The organism is Streptomyces sp. DSM 120436 (assembly GCF_055778765.1).
The window spans coordinates 3,040,343-3,059,145 of record NZ_JBSKBS010000001.1 but is presented as its reverse complement, the minus strand read 5'-3'; the positions used below and the strand labels follow the sequence as shown (position 1 = coordinate 3,059,145).

15 protein-coding genes are annotated in these 18,803 nt (G+C 72.6%); 4 read left to right on the top strand and 11 right to left on the bottom strand.

Annotated elements, in window-relative coordinates:
• Window positions 1-45: 45 nt before the first annotated feature.
• The 4 genes from infB to rimP all read right to left on the bottom strand — a co-directional run bounded on the left by infB (window position 46) and on the right by rimP (window position 5,168).
• On the bottom strand, window positions 46-3,090 hold the full coding sequence (gene infB, locus ACWH4W_RS13975) for a translation initiation factor IF-2 (RefSeq protein WP_473076054.1): 3,045 nt from the start codon (window positions 3,088-3,090) through the stop codon (window positions 46-48).
• Between the two features lie 148 nt (window positions 3,091-3,238).
• The gene (locus ACWH4W_RS13970; protein ID WP_473076053.1) at window positions 3,239-3,559 is read right to left on the bottom strand and encodes a YlxR family protein; all 321 of its coding nucleotides are present in this window, start codon (window positions 3,557-3,559) and stop codon (window positions 3,239-3,241) included.
• Between the two features lie 101 nt (window positions 3,560-3,660).
• Window positions 3,661-4,647 (bottom strand): transcription termination factor NusA, encoded by a 987-nt coding sequence (gene nusA / locus ACWH4W_RS13965; RefSeq protein ID WP_473076052.1) that lies wholly within the window; start codon window positions 4,645-4,647, stop codon window positions 3,661-3,663.
• Window positions 4,648-4,649: 2 nt separating this feature from the next.
• The gene (rimP, locus tag ACWH4W_RS13960; RefSeq protein ID WP_473076051.1) at window positions 4,650-5,168 is read right to left on the bottom strand and encodes a ribosome maturation factor RimP; all 519 of its coding nucleotides are present in this window, start codon (window positions 5,166-5,168) and stop codon (window positions 4,650-4,652) included.
• 218 nt (window positions 5,169-5,386) lie between these two features.
• On the opposite strand from rimP, the gene ACWH4W_RS13955 reads away from it, so the two are divergent.
• Genes ACWH4W_RS13955 through ACWH4W_RS13945 form a run of 3 tightly spaced genes read left to right on the top strand, consistent with a single transcriptional unit; the run spans window position 5,387 to window position 7,357 of the window.
• Complete coding sequence (locus ACWH4W_RS13955) at window positions 5,387-5,938, top strand: hypothetical protein (RefSeq protein ID WP_473076050.1); 552 nt, start codon at window positions 5,387-5,389, stop codon at window positions 5,936-5,938.
• A complete protein-coding gene (locus ACWH4W_RS13950; RefSeq protein WP_473076049.1) occupies window positions 5,935-6,399 on the top strand; it encodes a ferritin-like domain-containing protein in 465 nt (154 codons plus the stop codon). The genes ACWH4W_RS13955 and ACWH4W_RS13950 overlap by 4 nt, the downstream gene beginning before the upstream one ends.
• Window positions 6,400-6,451: 52 nt before the next feature.
• Complete coding sequence (locus tag ACWH4W_RS13945) at window positions 6,452-7,357, top strand: aminoglycoside phosphotransferase family protein (RefSeq protein WP_473076048.1); 906 nt, start codon at window positions 6,452-6,454, stop codon at window positions 7,355-7,357.
• A gap of 778 nt (window positions 7,358-8,135) precedes the next feature.
• On the opposite strand, the gene ACWH4W_RS13940 is transcribed toward ACWH4W_RS13945, so the two are convergent.
• The 7 genes from ACWH4W_RS13940 to ACWH4W_RS13910 form a co-directional block, all read right to left on the bottom strand.
• Window positions 8,136-9,839 (bottom strand): proline--tRNA ligase, encoded by a 1,704-nt coding sequence (locus tag ACWH4W_RS13940; protein WP_473076047.1) that lies wholly within the window; start codon window positions 9,837-9,839, stop codon window positions 8,136-8,138.
• A gap of 107 nt (window positions 9,840-9,946) precedes the next feature.
• Window positions 9,947-10,513 carry a GNAT family N-acetyltransferase gene (locus ACWH4W_RS13935; protein ID WP_473076046.1) on the bottom strand — a complete coding sequence of 189 codons (567 nt, stop codon included), beginning with the start codon at window positions 10,511-10,513 and terminating at the stop codon, window positions 9,947-9,949.
• A gap of 27 nt (window positions 10,514-10,540) precedes the next feature.
• Complete coding sequence (locus ACWH4W_RS13930) at window positions 10,541-11,389, bottom strand: GNAT family N-acetyltransferase (protein ID WP_473076045.1); 849 nt, start codon at window positions 11,387-11,389, stop codon at window positions 10,541-10,543.
• A gap of 102 nt (window positions 11,390-11,491) precedes the next feature.
• Window positions 11,492-12,649 carry a flavodoxin-dependent (E)-4-hydroxy-3-methylbut-2-enyl-diphosphate synthase gene (gene ispG, locus ACWH4W_RS13925; protein WP_473076044.1) on the bottom strand — a complete coding sequence of 386 codons (1,158 nt, stop codon included), beginning with the start codon at window positions 12,647-12,649 and terminating at the stop codon, window positions 11,492-11,494.
• A gap of 186 nt (window positions 12,650-12,835) precedes the next feature.
• On the bottom strand, window positions 12,836-14,128 hold the full coding sequence (locus ACWH4W_RS13920) for a M50 family metallopeptidase (protein ID WP_473077492.1): 1,293 nt from the start codon (window positions 14,126-14,128) through the stop codon (window positions 12,836-12,838).
• An 8-nt stretch (window positions 14,129-14,136) separates the two neighbouring features.
• Window positions 14,137-15,399, bottom strand: coding sequence for a 1-deoxy-D-xylulose-5-phosphate reductoisomerase (dxr, locus tag ACWH4W_RS13915; protein ID WP_473076043.1), 1,263 nt, complete (start codon window positions 15,397-15,399; stop codon window positions 14,137-14,139).
• Between the two features lie 128 nt (window positions 15,400-15,527).
• A complete protein-coding gene (locus ACWH4W_RS13910; RefSeq protein WP_473076042.1) occupies window positions 15,528-17,513 on the bottom strand; it encodes an acyl-CoA dehydrogenase family protein in 1,986 nt (661 codons plus the stop codon).
• 273 nt (window positions 17,514-17,786) lie between these two features.
• Here ACWH4W_RS13910 and ACWH4W_RS13905 point away from each other — a divergent pair, with 273 nt between their 5' ends.
• On the top strand, window positions 17,787-18,797 hold the full coding sequence (locus ACWH4W_RS13905; protein WP_473076041.1) for a LacI family DNA-binding transcriptional regulator: 1,011 nt from the start codon (window positions 17,787-17,789) through the stop codon (window positions 18,795-18,797).
• The last annotated feature ends 6 nt before the right edge of the window (window positions 18,798-18,803 follow it).

Sequence of the window (18,803 nt, the reverse complement as noted above, 5' to 3'; positions counted from 1 at the left end):
GGAAATTCGCTCCCGCCGACCGGCCCCGATCGCGTGCTGCCGCGGTCAGACGCGCGGCTTCTCGCGCATCTCGTACGTCGCGATGACGTCGTCGACCTTGATGTCGTTGAAGTTTCCGAGGTTGATACCGCCCTCGAAGCCTTCGCGGATCTCGGTGACGTCGTCCTTGAAGCGACGCAGACCCTCGATGTTGAGGTTCTCCGCGACCACCTTGCCGTCGCGGATGAGGCGCGCCTTGGTGTTCCGCTTGACCTCGCCGGAGCGGATGATGACACCCGCGATGTTGCCCAGCTTGGACGACTTGAAGACCTCGCGGATCTCCGCCGTGCCGAGCTCGACCTCCTCGTACTCCGGCTTGAGCATGCCCTTGAGGGCCGCCTCGATCTCCTCGATCGCCTGGTAGATGACCGAGTAGTACCGGACGTCCACGCCCTCGCGCTCGGCCATCTGCGCCGCGCGGCCCGCCGCGCGGACGTTGAAGCCGATCACGATGGCGTCCGAGCCCATCGCCAGGTCGATGTCGGACTCCGTGACCGCACCGACGCCGCGGTGCAGGACGCGGATGTCGACCTCTTCGCCGACGTCCAGCTGGAGCAGCGAGGACTCGAGGGCCTCGACCGAACCGGAGGCGTCACCCTTGATGATCAGGTTCAGCTGCTGGACCTCGCCGGCCTTGAGCACCTTGTCCAGGTCCTCCAGCGACACGCGGCGCGTGCGCTTGGCGAACGCGGCGTTGCGCTCACGGGCGGCGCGCTTCTCCGCGATCTGACGGGCCGTACGGTCCTCGTCCACCACGATGAAGTTGTCGCCCGCACCCGGGACGTTGGTCAGGCCCAGGACCTGGACCGGCGTCGAGGGTCCGGCCTCGGCGACGTTGTTGCCGTTGTCGTCGAGCATGGCGCGCACGCGGCCGTAGGCGTCGCCCACCACCATCGTGTCGCCGACCCGCAGGGTGCCTCGCTGGACGAGGACGGTCGCCACGGCGCCGCGGCCGCGGTCGAGCCGGGACTCGATCGAGATGCCCTGCGCGTCCTGCTTCGGGTTGGCCCGCAGGTCGAGCGAGGCGTCCGCGGTGAGGACGACGGCCTCGAGGAGGCTGTCGATGTGCAGACCCTGCTTGGCGGAGATGTCGACGAACATGGTGTCGCCGCCGTACTCCTCGGCCACCAGGCCGTACTCGGTCAGCTGACCGCGCACCTTGGTCGGGTCCGCGCCCTCGACGTCGATCTTGTTGACCGCGACGACGATCGGCACGTCGGCCGCCTTCGCGTGGTTGAGCGCCTCGACCGTCTGCGGCATGACGCCGTCGTTGGCCGCGACGACCAGGATCGCGATGTCGGTCGAGCGCGCACCACGGGCACGCATGGCGGTGAACGCCTCGTGACCCGGGGTGTCGATGAAGGTGATCTTGCGCTCTTCTTCGTTGACCTCGGTCGCGACCTGGTAGGCACCGATGTGCTGGGTGATGCCGCCGGCCTCGCCCGCGATGACGTTCGTCTTGCGGATGGCGTCGAGGAGGCGGGTCTTGCCGTGGTCGACGTGACCCATGACGGTGACGACCGGCGGACGGACCACCAGGTCCTCCTCGTCGCCCTCGTCCTCGCCGAACTCCAGGTCGAAGGACTCGAGCAGCTCGCGGTCCTCCTCCTCCGGGCTGACGATCTGAACGGTGTAGTTCATCTCGTCCGCGAGGAGCTGGAGCGTCTCGTCGGAGACGGACTGGGTCGCGGTGACCATCTCGCCCAGGTTCATCATGACCGCGACGAGCGACGCCGGGTTGGCGTTGATCTTCTCCGCGAAGTCGGTGAGCGACGCACCGCGCGACAGGCGAATGGCCTCGCCGTTGCCGCGGGGCAGCATCACGCCGCCGACCGACGGGGCCTGCATGGCCTCGTACTCCTGGCGCCTCTGCCGCTTCGACTTGCGGCCGCGACGCGCGGGACCGCCGGGACGGCCGAAGGCGCCCTGCGTGCCACCGCGGCCACCGGGACCGCCGGGACGGCCGCCGAAGCCAGGACGGCCACCGCCGCCGGCGAAGCCGCCGCCACCGCCGGGACGGCCGGCGAAGCCGCCACCGCCGCCGGGACGACCGGCACCGCCACCGCCGCCGGGACGGCCGGCGAAGCCGCCACCGCCGCCGGGACGACCGGCACCGCCGGGACGGCCCGCACCGCCCGGACCACGGCCGCCGGGGCCGGGACGCGGGCCGGCAGCGGGACGCTGCGGCATCATGCCGGGGTTCGGACGCGGACCCGCGGGGCCGCCGCCGGGACGGGGACCGCCCTGCGGACGCGGCATCGAGCCCGGGGTGGGACGCGGACCGCCCGGAGCCTGCGGACGCGGACCGCCGCCCTGGCCGGGGGCCTGGGGACGGGGACCCGCGCCGGGGGCGCCGGGACCGGGACGCTGACCCTGCGGGCGCGGAGCCTGCGGACGGGCCATGCCGGTGGAGCCACCGGAGGTGAACGGGTTGTTGCCGGGGCGCGGACCTGCCGGACGGGCGCCCGGACGAGGAGCACCGCCGCCGGGACGCTGGCCCTGGCCGGCCGGACGGCCCTGGCCGCCCTGACCCTGACCGGCGGGACGGCCGCCGGGCTTGGGAGCGCCGGGACGCGCGCCGGGCTTCGGACCGGACTGAGCCGGGGACGCCGCGGGCGGGGCCTGGAACTCCGGAGCGGCCGGAGCCGGACGCGGCGCGGGGCGCGGGCCCGGGGTCGGACGCGGACCGGGAGCCGGCGCGGGCGCCGACGGAGCCGCCGGCGGCTGGGCCGCGGCGGGCTTGGGGGCGGCCGACGGCTTCGGGGCGGCCGGACGGTCCCCCGCCGCTCCAGCGGCGCGGGAGGAGCCTCCGGCCTGCGCCGGGGACGGCGCGGGCTTCGGGGCGGCCTTCTTCGGGGCGCCGGGCTTCGCGGCGGACCTGCCGTTGCCCCCGCCCTGCTGGAAGGCGTCTGTCAGCTTGCGTACTACGGGCGCTTCGATCGTCGAAGACGCCGAACGGACGAATTCACCGAGTTCCTGGAGCTTGGCCATGACGACCTTGCTCTCCACACCGAACTCCTTGGCGAGTTCGTAGACCCGGACCTTAGCCACTTCGCTCCTTTGAGGTCCGGGTTGCGTCCGGACCGTCGCTAGTTCATGGGCGTACTCATCGCGTACTCATCGAGTGCTCATCGCAATCTCGACCTGCTTTCGACTCGCGAGGTACCAGGCCGCACGGGGGTTTCCGTACGGCGAGTTCTTACCGTGTCGCCTGTCCAGCGGACGTGTCAGCCGCTGATCGGCAACTCTGTGCCTGCTCGACGTAGTGGCGCAACGCCTTTACGTCGAGCGGTCCCGGGACGCGGAACGCCCGCGGGAACGCCCTGCGGCGCACCGCCTGGTCGAGACAGACCGGTACGGGATGCACATACGCACCCCGGCCGGGCAGCGTACCGCGTGGATCCGGGACGCACACGTCCTCGATCACCACGATCCGCAGCAGCTCGCCCTTGACCGCTCGCTCGCGGCACCCCACGCACATGCGCTCGGGGCACACGCCAGCCTGTGTCCGGCCAGACACTCCCTAGTCTACCTCCCCGGACCGACCTCACCCCTCCGGGGCAAGAATCGAACACCGCCACGAGCAAAGCTGTCGTGATCTCAGCCCATCGCGGCCTGGATCTATTCCCCGGTCTGTTCCGTGTCCGGCCGGATGTCGATCCTCCAGCCGGTCAGCCGGGCGGCCAGACGGGCGTTCTGCCCCTCCTTGCCGATGGCCAGCGAGAGCTGGTAGTCCGGCACGGTGACCCGGGCGGACCGGGCGGCCAGGTCGACGACGTCCACCTTGGAGACGCGGGCCGGGGACAGGGCGTTCGCCACCATCTCGGCCGGGTCGTCGGACCAGTCGACGATGTCGATCTTCTCGCCGTTCAGCTCCGCCATGACGTTGCGCACACGACCGCCCATGGGGCCGATGCAGGCGCCCTTGGCGTTCAGTCCGGAGCGGGTGGAGCGCACGGCGATCTTGGTGCGGTGACCCGCCTCACGGGCGATCGCGGCGATCTCCACGGAGCCGTCGGCGATCTCCGGCACCTCGAGGGCGAACAGCTTCTTCACCAGACTGGGATGCGTGCGCGAAAGGGTGACGGACGGACCGCGCACCCCCTTGGCCACCCGGACGACGTACGACCGCAGGCGCGTGCCGTGCGGGTAGGACTCGCCGGGGACCTGCTCCTGCACCGGCAGGATGGCCTCCAGCTTGCCGATGTCCACCAGCACGTTCTTCGGGTCGCGGCCCTGCTGGACCACGCCGGTGACGATGTCGCCCTCACGGCCGGCGTACTCGCCGAGCGTGGCGTCGTCCTCGGCGTCGCGCAGGCGCTGCAGGATGACCTGCTTGGCCGTGGTGGCGGCGATGCGGCCGAAACCGGACGGGGTGTCGTCGAACTCGCGGGGCTCCTGGCCCTCCTCGAGGTCGTCGGGGTCCTCCTTCGCCCACACGGTCACGTGTCCGGTCTTCCGGTCGAGCTCCACGCGCGCGCGCCGGCGGCTTCCCTCGGTGCGGTGGTAGGCGATGAGGAGGGCCGACTCGATCGCCTCGACCAGCAGGTCGAAGGAGATCTCCTTCTCCCGTACCAAGCCCCGCAGGGCGCTCATGTCGATGTCCACGGCTACGCCTCCTCTTCCTTCTTGTCGTTCTTGTCGGACGCGTCGTCCTTGCGGTTGAACTCGACCTGGACGCGCGCCCTGGCGATGTCGTCGAAGGCGAGTCGGCGCGCGGTGGCCTTGCGGCCCTTGACCCCGGGCACCTCGAGGTCGAGGCCCTCGTCGTCGGCCGCGAGGATGCGGGCGACCAGCTCGCCGCCCTCGGCGAGCTGGAACCGCACCAGGCGGCCGGTGGCGCGCACGAAGTGACGGTGCTCGGTCAGCAGGCGCTCCGCACCGGGGGTGCCGACCTCGAGGGTGTACTCCGCGCTGCCCATCGCGTCGGTCTCGTCGAGCTTCGCCGAGAGCGCGCGGCTCACATCGGCGATCCGGTCGAGGTCGGCCCCGGTGTCGGAGTCGACGACGACGCGCAGCACACGCTTGCGGCCGACCGCGTCGACGGCGATCTCTTCGAGATCCAGGCCCTGGGAGCTGACGAGCGGTTCCAGAAGTTCTCGAAGCCTCTCGCTCTGGGTGGTGCTCATCCGGGTGACTCCTCGGCCGCGTGTGCTGTTGTGGGACGGTGCGCGTGTCTGCACAAAGGGTATCCGGTCGCAAGGGGTGTTGCCGTCCACCCTTGGCCACCCGGTCGCCGAGGGTGCCGCTGACCGGCGCCGGACGGGCCTGCGGGTACCGTGATCGCGGGCCCCGCCCGCTCTCCTGTTCCCGCCCCGTTCGTCACGAGCCCCCGAGGACGCCTGTCGTGTCGTTCCCCCTGTCCCCGCGCGCCCGCTCGGGGCCGCCCAGAAGGAGTCTGCTCGCCGCCGCGCCGACGGCCCTGCTGGTGGCGGGCTGTTCCACCGGTTCCGGCGACCCGGGCGGCGCCGCCGCGCGGCCCTCGGCCGCCGAGCGGACCCGGGCGCGCGCGGCCCGGGACAGCCGGGCGCTGGCCGCGCGGTACGACGCGGTCGCCGCCGCGCATCCGAAGCTGGCGGAGCGTCTGCGGCCGCTGCGGGCGGACGTGGTGCGGCACGCGGAGGCGTTCGAGGCGGGCGCGGCGGGCTCGCCCTCGCCGTCGTCCGCTCCCTCGGCCGGGGCGACCGCGGCTGCCGCGCCGACGTCGGCTCCGTCACCGGCCGGGGTGCCCGCGGACGAGAAGGACGCGCTCGCCCAGCTCGCCGCCGCGGAACGGGAGATCGCCGACCGCCGGACCGAGGAGCTGCTGACCGCGCCGGCCGAGCTGGCCCGCCTGCTGGCCTCGGTGTCGGCGTCCGGGGCGGCGCACGTGTACCTGCTGACGGAGGCCCGACGGTGAGTGACGCGCAGGTCGAGGAGGTGCGGGCGCTGCAGGCCGCGCTGGCCGCGGAGCACGCGGCGGTGTACGGCTACGGCGTGGTCGGCGGGCGGATCGGCGAGCGGCGGCGCACGGAGGCACGGACGGCGTACGACGCGCACCGGGCCCGCAGGGACGCGCTGGTGCGCGCCGTGAAGGACGCCGGGGGTACGCCGGTGGCCGCCGCGGCGGGGTACGCGCTGCCGTTCCCGGTGCCGGACGCGGCCGCCGCGGTGCGGCTGGCGGCGGAGCTGGAGAACCGCGTGGCGGGCGTCTACGCCGACCTGGTGCGGTCGAGCGGCGGCGAACGGCGCAGGTCGGCGGCCGAGGCGATGCGGGAGGCGGCGGTGCGGTCCGCGCGCTGGAGCGGGGAGAGCGTAGCCTTCCCTGGGCTCGCCGAGCGGAGCGGTACGGCTTCGGGCGGCCCGGCGCCGACGCCATGACATGACGGGGGGCACCGGCACCGTGTGACAGCAGGAAGGGAACGACTCGCGCATGGCATTCGAACCGCCGCGGCGTCTGGTGAGGGCGCTCGGTGAGACGGCGCCCGAGGGTGACGACTGGCTGGAGGAGCTGCCCCGACTGGCGCGTGAGGCCGTCGGACGGCGCGAGTTGACGGTGGAGCGGGTGCAGCTTCCGGGCGGGCGCAGCAGCCTGGTGGTGCTCGTCCGCACGGCCGACGGCACGCCCGCCGTGCTGAAGCTGGCGCCGCCCCGGGCACGCCCGGAGAGCGAGCGCGTCGCGCTGGCCCACTGGGGCGGCCTGGGTGCGGTGCAGTTGCTGGAGCCACCGTCCGGGGGCGTCGAAGGGGTGCTGCTCCTGGAGCGGCTGCACCCGGACGTCTCCGTGCGGACGCTCCCGGAGGCGAAGGCGCTGCTGGAGGCGGCGGGCACCCTGCGCAGGCTGTGGGTCGACCCGCCGGAGGACCACGTGTTCGAGACCGTGGCCGAGCGCACCGGCCGGCAGGCGAAGGCGATGCGGGCCGGCGCGGACGCCGCTCCGGAGGTGGCCCCACTGGTGGACGCGGCGCTGTCGGCCCGCGAGGAACTGCTGGCCTCACCGCCGGAACACCGCCTGCTGCACGGCACGTTCCGGCAGAGCAAGGTGCTCGCCGGAGACCGGATGCCGTGGCTCGCGGTGGGCCCCGACCCGGTGGTCGGCGAGCACGCCTTCGACCTGGCGCGGCTGGTCCGCGACCGCGTGGAGGACCTGATCGCCCAGCCCTCGGGCGCGACGACGACCCGCCGCCGCGTACGCCGCCTCGCGGAGTCCCTGGAGGTCGACCGCGACCGTCTCCGCGGCTGGACCCTGTTCCGAGCGGTCGAGTCGGGCGTCCGCGCCCGCCGGGTGGGACGCGAGCGGGACGCGGAACTGCTGCTGGAGTTCGCGAGTTGGTTGTAGGGCGTGACGCGTCCGCGGGACGCCGGGGCGGCCGACGGCGATGGCGGGGCGCCGTCGGGGCGGCGCGGCCAGGCGTTCTTCCACGCCCTGGCTTCCCGGGGCACGCCCGCGTCGCACCCAGCCGTCGCCCTGCGGGCTCGGCCGACCGGGAAAGCCGCACGGGACCCGGGGCGGCCGACACCGCTGACGGCCCGTCGTTCGGTGCGGCGCGACTGGACGCTGTCCCGCACCCCGCGTCGCGGGCGCGCGGTCCGTATGCAGTCAGCCCTTGCCCTGGCGGGGCGTGACCGACTGCGGAGCCGGGTGGAGGCTCGCTGGGAGCAGCCTCTCGGGACGCTTCCTGCTCCGGGGCGGGAGTCCGATGCCCCGGCGGGGCGCCCCGCCGTCGCGATGGCGTCGTCGAGTGCGGCGGTTCGGGAGGCGCCGCCGGGCCGACCGGGCGGGACGCGGCGGAAGCGACGCGCGGGGGCGGGGGTGTCCGGCCGGCCCCCCATCCGTCGGTTCCGGACGCCGGACGTGATGACGGCGCGCGGCTGGGGCACGGCCCGTGAAGCCGCCGGAGTCCGGACCGCGGGCGGGCGCGTGCCTGCCGTCGCGGGCGCGCTGGGGTGACGCGGCGCCGGGTGCCGTGGCGCCCCGCGGCGAGTGGGCGTCCCGCCCGCTCACGGCGGAGGCCCGCTGAGGACCGGCGGCGCCACGCCGCCGTGGAACGAGTCGTCCCGGCCGCGGACGGCGAGCGCGTCCGCGGCCGGGACGACCCCGGGCCCTGGAAGTGTGTCTAGCGGGCGGTCAGGCGGGCGATCGCCTCGTCGACCGTCAGTTCCTCGCGTTCGCCGGTGCGGCGGTCCTTCAGTTCCAGCACGCGGTCGGCGGAGCGGCGGCCCGCCACCAGGATCTGCGGGACGCCGATCAGCTCCGAGTCGGTGAACTTCACGCCCGGGGAGACCCCCGCGCGGTCGTCGACCAGGACGCGGACGCCCGCGGCGGACAGCTTCTCGGAGACCTCGAGCGCCAGCTCGGTCTGCAACGCCTTGCCGGCGGCGACCACGTGGACGTCGGCCGGGGCGATCTCCTTCGGCCAGCACAGGCCCTTGTCGTCGGCTGTCTGCTCGGCGAGGGCCGCCACCGCGCGGGAGACGCCGACGCCGTAGGACCCCATGGTGACGCGGACCGGCTTGCCGTTCTGGCCGAGGACGTCGAGCTTGAGGGCGTCGGCGTACTTGCGGCCCAGCTGGAAGATGTGGCCGATCTCGATGGCGCGGTCGAGCTTCAGCCCGGTGCCGCACTTGGGGCAGGGGTCGCCCTCCTCGACGACGACCACGTCCACGTACGCGTCGACCTCGAAGTCCCGTCCGGCGACGACGTTCTTCGCGTGGGTGTCGGCCTTGTTGGCGCCCGTGATCCAGGCGGTGCCGGGCGCGACGCGCGGGTCGGCGATGTAGGTCACCTTGTCCAGGCCCTGCGGGCCGACGTAGCCGCGCACCAGGTCGGGGCGGGCGATGAAGTCGGCCTCGGTGACCATCTCGACCTCGGCCGGGGCGAAGTGCGCCTCGACCTTGCCCATGTCGACCTCGCGGTCACCGGGCACGCCCACGGCGACGATCTCGCCGTCGACCTTGACCAGCAGGTTCTTCAGCGTGGCCGAGGCGGGCACGCCGAGCTGGGCGGCGAGGGTCTCGATGGTGGGGGTGCCGGGCGTGGGGATGTCCTCGGCGGCCGGCGCCCCGGCCGCGTCCACCGGCTTCAGCTCGTACGAGACGGCCTCGGTGTTCGCGGCGAAGTCGCAGTGGGGGCAGTCGGCGAAGGTGTCCTCACCGGCCTCGGCGGGCGCGAGGAACTCCTCGGACTTGGAGCCGCCCATGGCGCCGGCGGTCGCCTCGCAGATGCGGTAGTCGAGGCCGAGGCGCTCGAAGATCCTCTGGTACGCCTGGCGGTGCAGGGCGTACGACCGGGCCAGGCCCTCGTCCTCCAGGTCGAAGGAGTAGGAGTCCTTCATCAGGAACTCGCGGCCGCGCAGGATGCCGGCGCGGGGGCGGGCCTCGTCGCGGAACTTCGTCTGGATCTGGTAGAGGATCACCGGCAGGTCCTTGTAGGAGGACGCCTGGTCCTTCACCATCAGCGTGAAGATCTCCTCGTGCGTGGGTCCGAGGAGGTAGTCGCCGCCCTTGCGGTCCTGGAGGCGGAACAGCTCGGCGCCGTACTCGTCCCAGCGGCCGGTGGCGTCGTAGGGCTCGCGCGGCAGCAGGGCGGGGAGCAGCACTTCCTGGGCGCCGATGGCGTCCATCTCCTCGCGCACGACCCGCTCGACGTTGGCGAGCACCTTCTTGCCGAGGGGCAGCCACGTCCAGATGCCGGCGGCGGTGCGGCGTACGTAGCCCGCGCGGACCAGCAGCTTGTGGCTGAGGACCTCGGCGTCGGCCGGGTCGTCGCGCAACGTCTTCGCCATCAACTGGGACATGCGCTGGACCGGTGCGTTCGCCATGATTCTCGTACTCCTGCTGCTGGGGGTCCCCCCGCTCGAACCCGGCCGAGAGTGGGGGAAGGTGATGACAGGAGGTTAGCCGGGCGGGACGGGGCGGCGGAAATCGGTTAGGCGCGCGGCAGCGGCAGCGGGGCGCCCATGACGGCGTACGGGGTGGGGGCGCTGGGGAAGTGGACCTGCCGGGCGAGGTCCTGGTAGCCCAGCGAGCGGTACAGGTGGCGGGCGGGGCTGTCGAGGTCGAGCGCGGACAGGAGCGAGCGGGGCTGTTCGGCGCCGTCGGTGATCGTGGTGATCAGGGCGCGGCCGATGCCGTGCTTCTGGTGCCGGGGGTGGACGTGCAGCTCGGTGATGACGAAGGAGTCGTCGAGCCAGTCGTCGTGGCCCCGGGCGCGCAGGTACGGCTCGACGACGGTGGACCACCAGTGGCTGCGCTGGTTCGGCATGCCGTAGACGAAACCGACCAGACGCCCCCCGACGGTGGCGCCGTAGGCCCGGGCGCCGGGGAAGGTCATGTGGCGCAGCACGATCTGCCGGCGTACGGCCACCTCGTCGGGGCCGAGCCCGAACGCCACCGCCTGGACGGCGAGCGCCTCGTCGACGTGGCCGGGGAGGTCGAGGGGGCCGATCACGATGTCGTCGGGCTCGGGGCGGCCATGACCGGGAAAGCGCAGCATGCCGGGGAGACTACAGGGACGCGCCCGTCAGAACAGCACGCTCATGAAGGCGCCGATCTCGCGGAAGCCCACTGTGGCGTACGTGCGGCGGGCGGGCGTGTTGAAGTCGTTGACGTAGAGGCTCACCACGGGGGCGACGTCGGCGAGGGCGTAGCGCAGGACGGCGGCCATGCCGGGGGCGGCGATGCCCGTCCCGCGGTGCTCGGGGGCGACCCAGACGCCCTGGATCTGGCAGGCGCGGTCGGTGGCGGCGCCGATCTCCGCCTTGAAGACGACGTTGCCGTCGGCGTCGAAGCGGGCGAAGGAGCGGCCGGAGCCGACCAGTTCGGCGACCCGGGCCTGGTAGAGCAGGCCGCCGTCGCCGGCCAGCGGGGAGACGCCGACCTCCTCGGTGAACATCGCCACGCACGCCGGCATGATCGTCTCCAGTTCGTCCTTGCGGACGCGGCGGACGTACGGGTCGGGCTTCACGGTGTCGGGCATGCGGTCGGCGACCAGCAGCGGCTGGCGGGCGCGGACCTCGCGGGCGGGGCCCCACTGGGGTTCGAGCAGCCGCCAGAGGGCGGCGGTGGGTTCGGCCGGGCCGACGATCGAGGAGCAGCGGCGGCCTGCGCGGCGGGCGCGGTCGGCGAAGGCGCGGACGGCGCGGGGGGTGGCGCAGATGGGGACGAGGTTGGCGCCCGCGTAGCACATCGACGTCAGGATGCCGTCCTCGTACCAGCCCCACATCTCGCCGCCGAGCCGCCAGGGGTCGAGGCCGGCGATCCGCACGCGCGCGGTCACGAAGGCGTTCGCGACCGGGTCGCGGTCGAGCACGGCGAGTGCGGCGTCCAGGTCGTCCGGTTCGAGGACCCGGGAAGTGGTCTGCGTCAACACGTGCGGGGCCTCACACAAAAGGGTTCTGCCTGATTTCCGCACTGTACCCGCGGATGCCGGGGGCTGCCGCCCCCGGTTCCCGCGGGTGCCGTGAGGGTCCGGTCAGCCGGCCACCGCGACCTGCGGCTCGCCGGAGGCCACACCGTCCTTCTCCATCTGTTCGGCGATCTTCATCGCCTCCTCGATCAGCGTCTCCACGATCTTCGACTCCGGCACGGTCTTGATGACCTCGCCCTTCACGAAGATCTGCCCCTTGCCGTTGCCCGAGGCCACACCCAGGTCCGCCTCACGCGCCTCACCGGGACCGTTCACCACACAGCCCATCACCGCGACCCGCAACGGCACCTCCATGCCCGTCAGCCCCGCGGTGACCTCCTCCGCCAGCTTGTACACATCCACCTGCGCCCGCCCGCACGACGGACACGACACGATCTCCAGCCCACGCTGCCGCAGATTCAGCGACTCCAGGATCTGGATGCCGACCTTGATCTCCTCCACCGGCGGCGCCGACAACGACACCCGGATGGTGTCGCCGATGCCCTGCGACAGCAGCGCACCGAACGCCACGGCCGACTTGATCGTGCCCTGGAAGGCCGGACCGGCCTCGGTCACCCCCAGGTGCAGCGGATAGTCGCACTGCTCGGCGAGCTGCCGGTAGGCCTCGACCATCACCACCGGGTCGTTGTGCTTGACCGAGATCTTGATGTCGCGGAAGCCGTGCTCCTCGAACAGCGACGCCTCCCACAGCGCCGACTCCGCCAGCGCCTCCGGGGTGGCCCTGCCGTACTTCTGCAGCAGCCGCCGGTCCAGCGACCCCGCGTTCACCCCGATCCGGATCGGCGTGCCGTGGTCCTTCGCCGCCCTGGCGATCTCCTTGACCTGGTCGTCGAACTTCTTGATGTTGCCCGGGTTCACCCGCACCGCCGCGCAGCCCGCCTCGATCGCGGCGAACACGTACTTCGGCTGGAAGTGGATGTCGGCGATCACCGGGATCTGCGACTTCCGCGCGATCACCGGCAGCGCGTCCGCGTCGTCCTGCGTCGGGCAGGCCACCCGCACGATCTGGCAGCCCGACGCGGTCAGCTCCGCGATCTGCTGCAGCGTGGCGCCGATGTCCGACGTGCGCGTGGTGGTCATCGACTGCACCGACACCGGCGCGTTCCCGCCCACCGCCACCGACCCGACCTGGATCTGCCGGCTCTTCCGCCGCACGGCGAGCGTGGTCGGGACGGACGGCATGCCGAGAGAAATCGCAGTCATCTGCTGTGCAACCCCAAGTCGTGGATCAAGGTCCGGCTCCCCGTGAGCAGCGGGCTCCGGGCTCCGAGATTACGGCAACGGCCGATGCTCGAGCACATCGCGTCCGTGAACCCGCCCGAAGGGCGACGGCCCGTGGCCCCGGGGCCGCGGGCCGTCGTGAACGGCGGGTGGCGTGGTGCGGAACGGTCAGGAGATGCGCACCGGGTTCACCACGTCCGCGATCAGGACGAGGATCGTGAAGCAGACGAAGATCCCCGCCACCACGTAGGCGACGGGCATCAGCTTCGCCACGTCGAAGGGGCCCGGGTCGGGGCGGCGCAGCACCCGGGCGAGGTTGCGGCGCAGCGACTCCCACAGCGCGCCCGCGATGTGTCCGCCGTCGAGCGGCAGCAGCGGGAGCATGTTGAACAGGAACAGGGAGAGGTTGAAGCCCGCGAGGAGCATCACGAACATCGCGAGCTGCTGCGAGGCGGGGATGTCCAGCGTGGCGATCTCCCCGCCGACGCGGGCGGCGCCGACGACGCCCATCGGGGAGTCGGGTTCGCGCGGTCCGTCGCCGAAGGCCGCGTCCCACAGGGCGGGGACCTTCGAGGGCAGGGCGGCGAGGGAGTCGACCGCGTCGCCGACCCGGTCGGTCATCCAGGTCACGGACTCGCCGAAGTCCTGTTTGACGACCCCGGTGGCGGCGCTGAAGCCGAGGAAGCCGGCCTTGACGTACTCGCCTTCGACGTAGGCGCCGTTGCCGTCCTTCTTGGCGACCATGTTGGTGGCGATGGTGGCCCGCAGCGTCACTTCCTCGCCGTCGCGTTCGACGACGATCGGCACGCTCTTGCCGGCGCTGTCCCGGATGAGGTCGGACAGGGTGCCCCAGTCGTCGGTCCGCACTCCGTCGAAGGAGACGATCCTGTCCTTGGCCTTCATGCCGGCCGCGGCGGCCGGGGACTGCGGGTCGGACCTCTCGCAGTCGTCGCGGTTCTCGCTCTGCGAGATCACGCACCGGGAGACCGAACTGACGGTGGTGGTCTGCTGCTGGATGCCGAAGCCCATCAGCACGGTGAGGAACAGCACGACCGCGAGGATCAGGTTCATGAACGGGCCGGCGAACATGACGACGACCCGTTTCCAGGGCTTGCGCGTGTAGAACAGGCGCTTCTCGTCGCCGGGCCGCAGTTCCTCGAAGGCCGCGGAGCGGGCGTCCTCGATCATGCCGCGCCACGGGGAGGTGGAGCGGGCCTCCAGCCGGCCGTCGGGGCCCGGCGGGAACATGCCGATCATCCGGATGTAGCCGCCGAACGGGATCGCCTTGACGCCGTACTCGGTCTCGCCCTTCTGCCGCGACCACAGGGTGGGGCCGAATCCGACCATGTACTGCGGCACGCGGATGCCGAACATCTTGGCCGTGGACAGGTGTCCGAGCTCGTGCCAGGCGATGGAGAACAGCAGGCCGGCCGCGAAGACGACTATGCCGAGGATGAACATCAGGGTCGTCATGCACGCGCCTCCGTGCTCGCCGTCCGGGCTGTCAGTTCACGGGCCCGCGCCCGGGCCCAGGTCTCCGCTTCGAGGACGTCCGACACGGTCAGGGAGGTTCCCGCGGCGGGCGTTCCGTGCTCCTCGACCACCCGGGTGACCGTGTCGATGATGCCGAGGAACGGCAGCGCACCGGTGCGGAAGGCCTCGACGCACTCCTCGTTCGCGGCATTGAACACCGCCGGGGCGGTTCCCGCGAGTTCGCCGACGCGCCGGGCGAGGTTCACCGCGGGGAAGGCCTCGTCGTCGAGGGGGAAGAACTCCCAGGTGGACGCCTTGCTCCAGTCGAAGACCGGGGCGGCGTCGGGGACCCGTTCGGGCCAGCCGAGGCCGATGGCGATGGGGCCCCGCATGTCCGGGGGCGTCGCCTGGGCCAGTGTCGATCCGTCCGTGAACTCGACCATCGAGTGGACATACGACTGGGGGTGCACGACGACCTCGATGCGGTCGAAGGGAATGTCGTAGAGCAGGTGCGCCTCGATGACCTCCAGGCCCTTGTTGACGAGGGTCGCGGAGTTGATCGTGATCACCGGGCCCATGGCCCAGGTGGGGTGCGCGAGGGCGTCCTCGACGGTGACCGCCGCCAGCTCCTGCCGGGTGCGGCCGCGGAAGGGGCCGCCGGAGGCGGTGACGACCAGCTTGCGGACGTCGGCACGGGTGCCGGCGGCCAGCGCCTGGAACAGCGCGGCGTGCTCGGAGTCCACCGGGATGATCTGGCCGGGCTTGGCCAGCGCCCTCACCAGCGGGCCGCCGACGATCAGCGACTCCTTGTTGGCGAGCGCGAGGGTGCGGCCGGCCTCCAGCGCGGCGAGGGTCGGGGCGAGCCCGATGGAGCCGGTGATGCCGTTCAGGACGGTGTGGCAGTCGGAGGCGGCGACCTGGCCGGCCGCGTCGGGTCCGGCGAGGATCTCCGGCAGCGGCTCCCCCGTGCCGTACCGCGCGGACAGCGCCTCGCGCAGCTCCGGCACGACGTCCTCGCGGGCGACGGCGACCGTGCGGACCCGCAGGCGGTGCGCCTGCTCGGCGAGGAGGGCGACCCGGCCGCCGTGGGCGGACAGGCCGGTGACCCGGAAACGGTCGGGGTTGCGCAGCACGAGGTCGATGGCCTGGGTGCCGATCGACCCGGTGGAGCCGAGGATCACCACGTCCTTCGGGCCGTCTCCCGCGACGGGGTCGTACAGCAGGTGCGGGTCGGCGAGGGGAGCTGGAGCGTCGGTCATGGCCCCCATTGTGTCCGGTCGCGGGGGACGTCGGGCCCCCGCCCCGGTACCCCGGGGGCGTGTGCGCCGCGTGCGGGGAGCGGACGGAGGGGCCGTGCGCCGTGGCCGGTCCGCTCCCCGGGGCCGGGTCAGCGGACCGGCCGGCGCACGTTCTCCCGGGTGGAGGCGCCGGGGGCGGCGTCCGCGATCCACGGCCCGTCGTCGGAGGGGTCGATCACGCCCTCCTCCAGCCATGTGTAGGAGCCGCCGAGGACGTTCCTCACCACCTTGCGGTCGAGGTCGTCGGTGTTGCTCCAGAGCCGGCCGAACAGTTCCTCGACGCGCAGCCGCGCCTGGCGGCAGAAGGCGTCGGCGAGCTGGTAGGCCTCGCGGCCGTGCTCGCCGCGGGCGCGCAGGAGCTCCGCGCGGACGCACGCGGCGCTCATCGCGAACAGTTCGGCGCCGATGTCGACGATCCGGCCGAGGAAGCCCTGCTTGGTCTCCATCCGCCCTTGCCAGCGGGACATGGCGTAGAAGGTGGAGCGGGCCAGCCTGCGGGAGGCGCGCTCGACGTAGCGCAGGTGCGGGGAGAGGTCGATGCCGTGCTTGAAGTCGCCGTACGCGCCCGGGAGCTGTCCGGGTCCGGCGACCAGTCTCGGCAGCCACCTGGCGTAGAAGGCACCCGCGTTGACGCCCGCCCGCGCCTTGTCGCCGAGGGTCTTGTCGGGGTCGATGAGGTCGCCGGCGACGGACAGGTGGGCGTCCACGGCCTCGCGCGCGATCAGCAGGTGCATGATCTCGGTCGAGCCCTCGAAGATCCGGTTGATGCGCAGGTCGCGCAGCATCTGCTCGGCCGGGACCGCCCGTTCGCCGCGGGCGCGCAGCGAGTCGGCGGTCTCGAAGCCGCGCCCGCCGCGGATCTGGACCAGTTCGTCGGCCATCAGCCAGGCCGTCTCGGAGCCGTAGAGCTTGGCGAGGGCGGCCTCGATGCGGATGTCGTTGCGGTCCTCGTCGGCCATCTGCGAGGAGAGGTCGACCACGGCCTCCAGGGCGAAGGTGGTCGCCGCGATGAACGCGATCTTGGAACCGACGGCCTCGTGGTGGGCGACCGGCTTGCCCCACTGCTCGCGTTCGGCGGACCACTCGCGGGCGATCTTCAGGCACCACTTGCCGGCGCCGACGCACATCGCGGGCAGGGAGAGCCGTCCGGTGTTGAGGGTGGTCAGGGCGATCCTCAGGCCCTGGCCCTCCTCGCCGATGCGGTGGGACGCGGGGACGCGGACCCGGTGGAAGCGGGTGACGCCGTTCTCCAGGCCGCGCAGGCCCATGAAGGCGTTGCGGTTCTCCACGGTGACGCCCTCGGAGTCCGCCTCCACGACGAAGGCGGTGATGCCGCCGCGGTGGCCCTCGGACCTCGGCACGCGCGCCATGACGACGAGGAGGTCGGCGACCACGCCGTTGGTGGTCCACAGCTTCACGCCGTCCAGCACGTAGTGTCCCTCACCCTCGGCTTCGCTCGAGCGGGAGGCGCCCCCGTCCTCGGGCACGGCGGTGGTGGCGAGGCGGGCCGGGTCGGAGCCGACGTCGGGCTCGGTGAGCAGGAAGGCGGAGATGTCCGTGCGGGCGCAGCGCGGCAGGAACGTCTCCTTCTGCTCGCGCGTGCCGAAGATCTTCAACGGCTGGGGGACGCCGATCGACTGGTGCGCGGAGAGCAGCGCGCCGACGGCGGGGCTGACGGAGCCGACCAGGGCCAGGGCCTTGTTGTAGTACACCTGGGTGAGGCCGAGGCCGCCGTACTTGGTGTCGATCTTCATGCCGAGGGCGCCGAGCTCCTTGAGCCCGTTGATCACCTCGTCGGGGATGCGCGCCTCTCGCTCGATGGCGGCGCCGTCGACCTTCGTCTCGCAGAAGTCGCGCAGCGCGGCGAGGAACTCCTCGCCGCGCCGGACGTCCTCGTCGGCGGGGAGCGGGTGGGGGTGGATGAGGTCGAGGCGGAAGCGGCCGAGGAACAGTTCCTTGGCGAAGCTGGGCTTGCGCCAGTCCTGCTCCCGCGCCGCCTCGGCGACCTGTCGGGCCTCACGTTCGGTGACGGCCGGCCGGGACGGGGCCGCGGGTGTCTCGGGTACTGCGGACATGAGGCTCACCTCGCCGCGAATAGGATGGAGTCATGGCGGTACGGACGGGTGCTACTCGATCGTATGTACCCGATATGTAGCGACCCCACCACCCTGCGTGCCGCTGTCCGGCCGATCCGCGCACAGTCGGGGCAGGGGAGGACTCTCCTGTCGAAGCGCTTCGACTGTCTGGACACCACACCCCTGTGAGAGCTAGGGTCGAGCCGTTTCTCATAAGCTGCTTTACCGTTTCCGCGCACAGTCGAAGCGCTTCACATCCCTGGGAGATGCCGGATGGTCACCCTCGCCGAGGTCGCCCAGCACGCCGGAGTCTCGGCGAGCACGGTGAGCTACGTCCTCAGCGGCAAGCGGTCGATCTCCGCGACCACCCGGCAGCGCGTCGAGCGCTCCATCCGCGAGCTCGGCTACCACCCCAACGCCGGCGCCCGCGCCCTGGCCAGCAGCAGGTCCAACATCATCGCGCTGATGGTCCCGCTGCGGACCGACATGTACGTGCCGGTGATGATGGAGATCGCCATAGCGGTCGCCACCACCGCCCGCACCCACGGGTACGACGTGCTGCTGCTCACCGGCGAGGAGGGCCCGGACGCGGTCCGCCGGGTCGCCGGCAGCGGTCTCGCCGACGGCATGATCCTCATGGACGTCGAACTGGAGGACGAACGCCTGCCCCTGCTGCGGGAGTCCGCCCAGCCGGCCGTGCTGATCGGGCTGCCCGCCGACACCACCGGACTGACCTGCGTGGACCTCGACTTCAGGGCCACCGGCGCGCTGTGCGTGGAGCACCTGGCCGGGCTGGGACACCGGGACCTCGCCGTCATCGGCGAGGCCCCGGCGGTCTACGAACGGCACACCGGCTTCGCCGAGCGCACCCTGGACGGGCTGCGCACCCGTGCCCGGGAGACGGGACTGCGGCTGCTGCACCGTCCCTGCGAGGGCGGGTACGACGCGACGGCCGTGACGGTCGCCCGGATCCTCGACGAACGCCCCGGCACCACGGGCTTCGTGGTGCAGAACGAGGCGGCGGTCGAGCCGCTGCTCGCCCTGCTGCGGCAGCAGGGCCGGGCGGTGCCGGAGGACGTCTCGGTGGTCGCGGTCTGCCCGGAGCAGGTCGCCGTGCAGGCGTCGGTGCGGCTGACGTCGGTGTCCCTCCCCGCGCAGGAGATGGGCCGGCACGCCGTGGAGCAACTGGTCGCGAAGCTCGACGGGCGGGGCGGCGACGAGGTCGTGCTGCTGCCGCCCGAGCTGACGGTCCGGGCGAGCTCGGGTCCCGCGCCGGTGCGCTGACCTGCC

Bases quoted from the DNA above. Each gene is read 5' to 3' on its own strand.
- rimP (WP_473076051.1), bottom strand. From the start codon at position 5,168: ATGAGCACCACCCAGAGCGAGAGGCTTCGAGAACTTCTGGAACCGCTC.
- ACWH4W_RS13945 (WP_473076048.1), top strand. From the start codon at position 6,452: ATGGCATTCGAACCGCCGCGGCGTCTGGTGAGGGCGCTCGGTGAGACG.
- ACWH4W_RS13940 (WP_473076047.1), bottom strand. From the start codon at position 9,839: ATGGCGAACGCACCGGTCCAGCGCATGTCCCAGTTGATGGCGAAGACG.
- ACWH4W_RS13935 (WP_473076046.1), bottom strand. From the start codon at position 10,513: ATGCTGCGCTTTCCCGGTCATGGCCGCCCCGAGCCCGACGACATCGTG.
- ispG (WP_473076044.1), bottom strand. From the start codon at position 12,649: ATGACTGCGATTTCTCTCGGCATGCCGTCCGTCCCGACCACGCTCGCC.
- ACWH4W_RS13920 (WP_473077492.1), bottom strand. From the start codon at position 14,128: ATGTTCATCCTCGGCATAGTCGTCTTCGCGGCCGGCCTGCTGTTCTCC.
- dxr (WP_473076043.1), bottom strand. From the start codon at position 15,399: ATGACCGACGCTCCAGCTCCCCTCGCCGACCCGCACCTGCTGTACGAC.
- ACWH4W_RS13910 (WP_473076042.1), bottom strand. From the start codon at position 17,513: ATGTCCGCAGTACCCGAGACACCCGCGGCCCCGTCCCGGCCGGCCGTC.
- ACWH4W_RS13905 (WP_473076041.1), top strand. From the start codon at position 17,787: ATGGTCACCCTCGCCGAGGTCGCCCAGCACGCCGGAGTCTCGGCGAGC.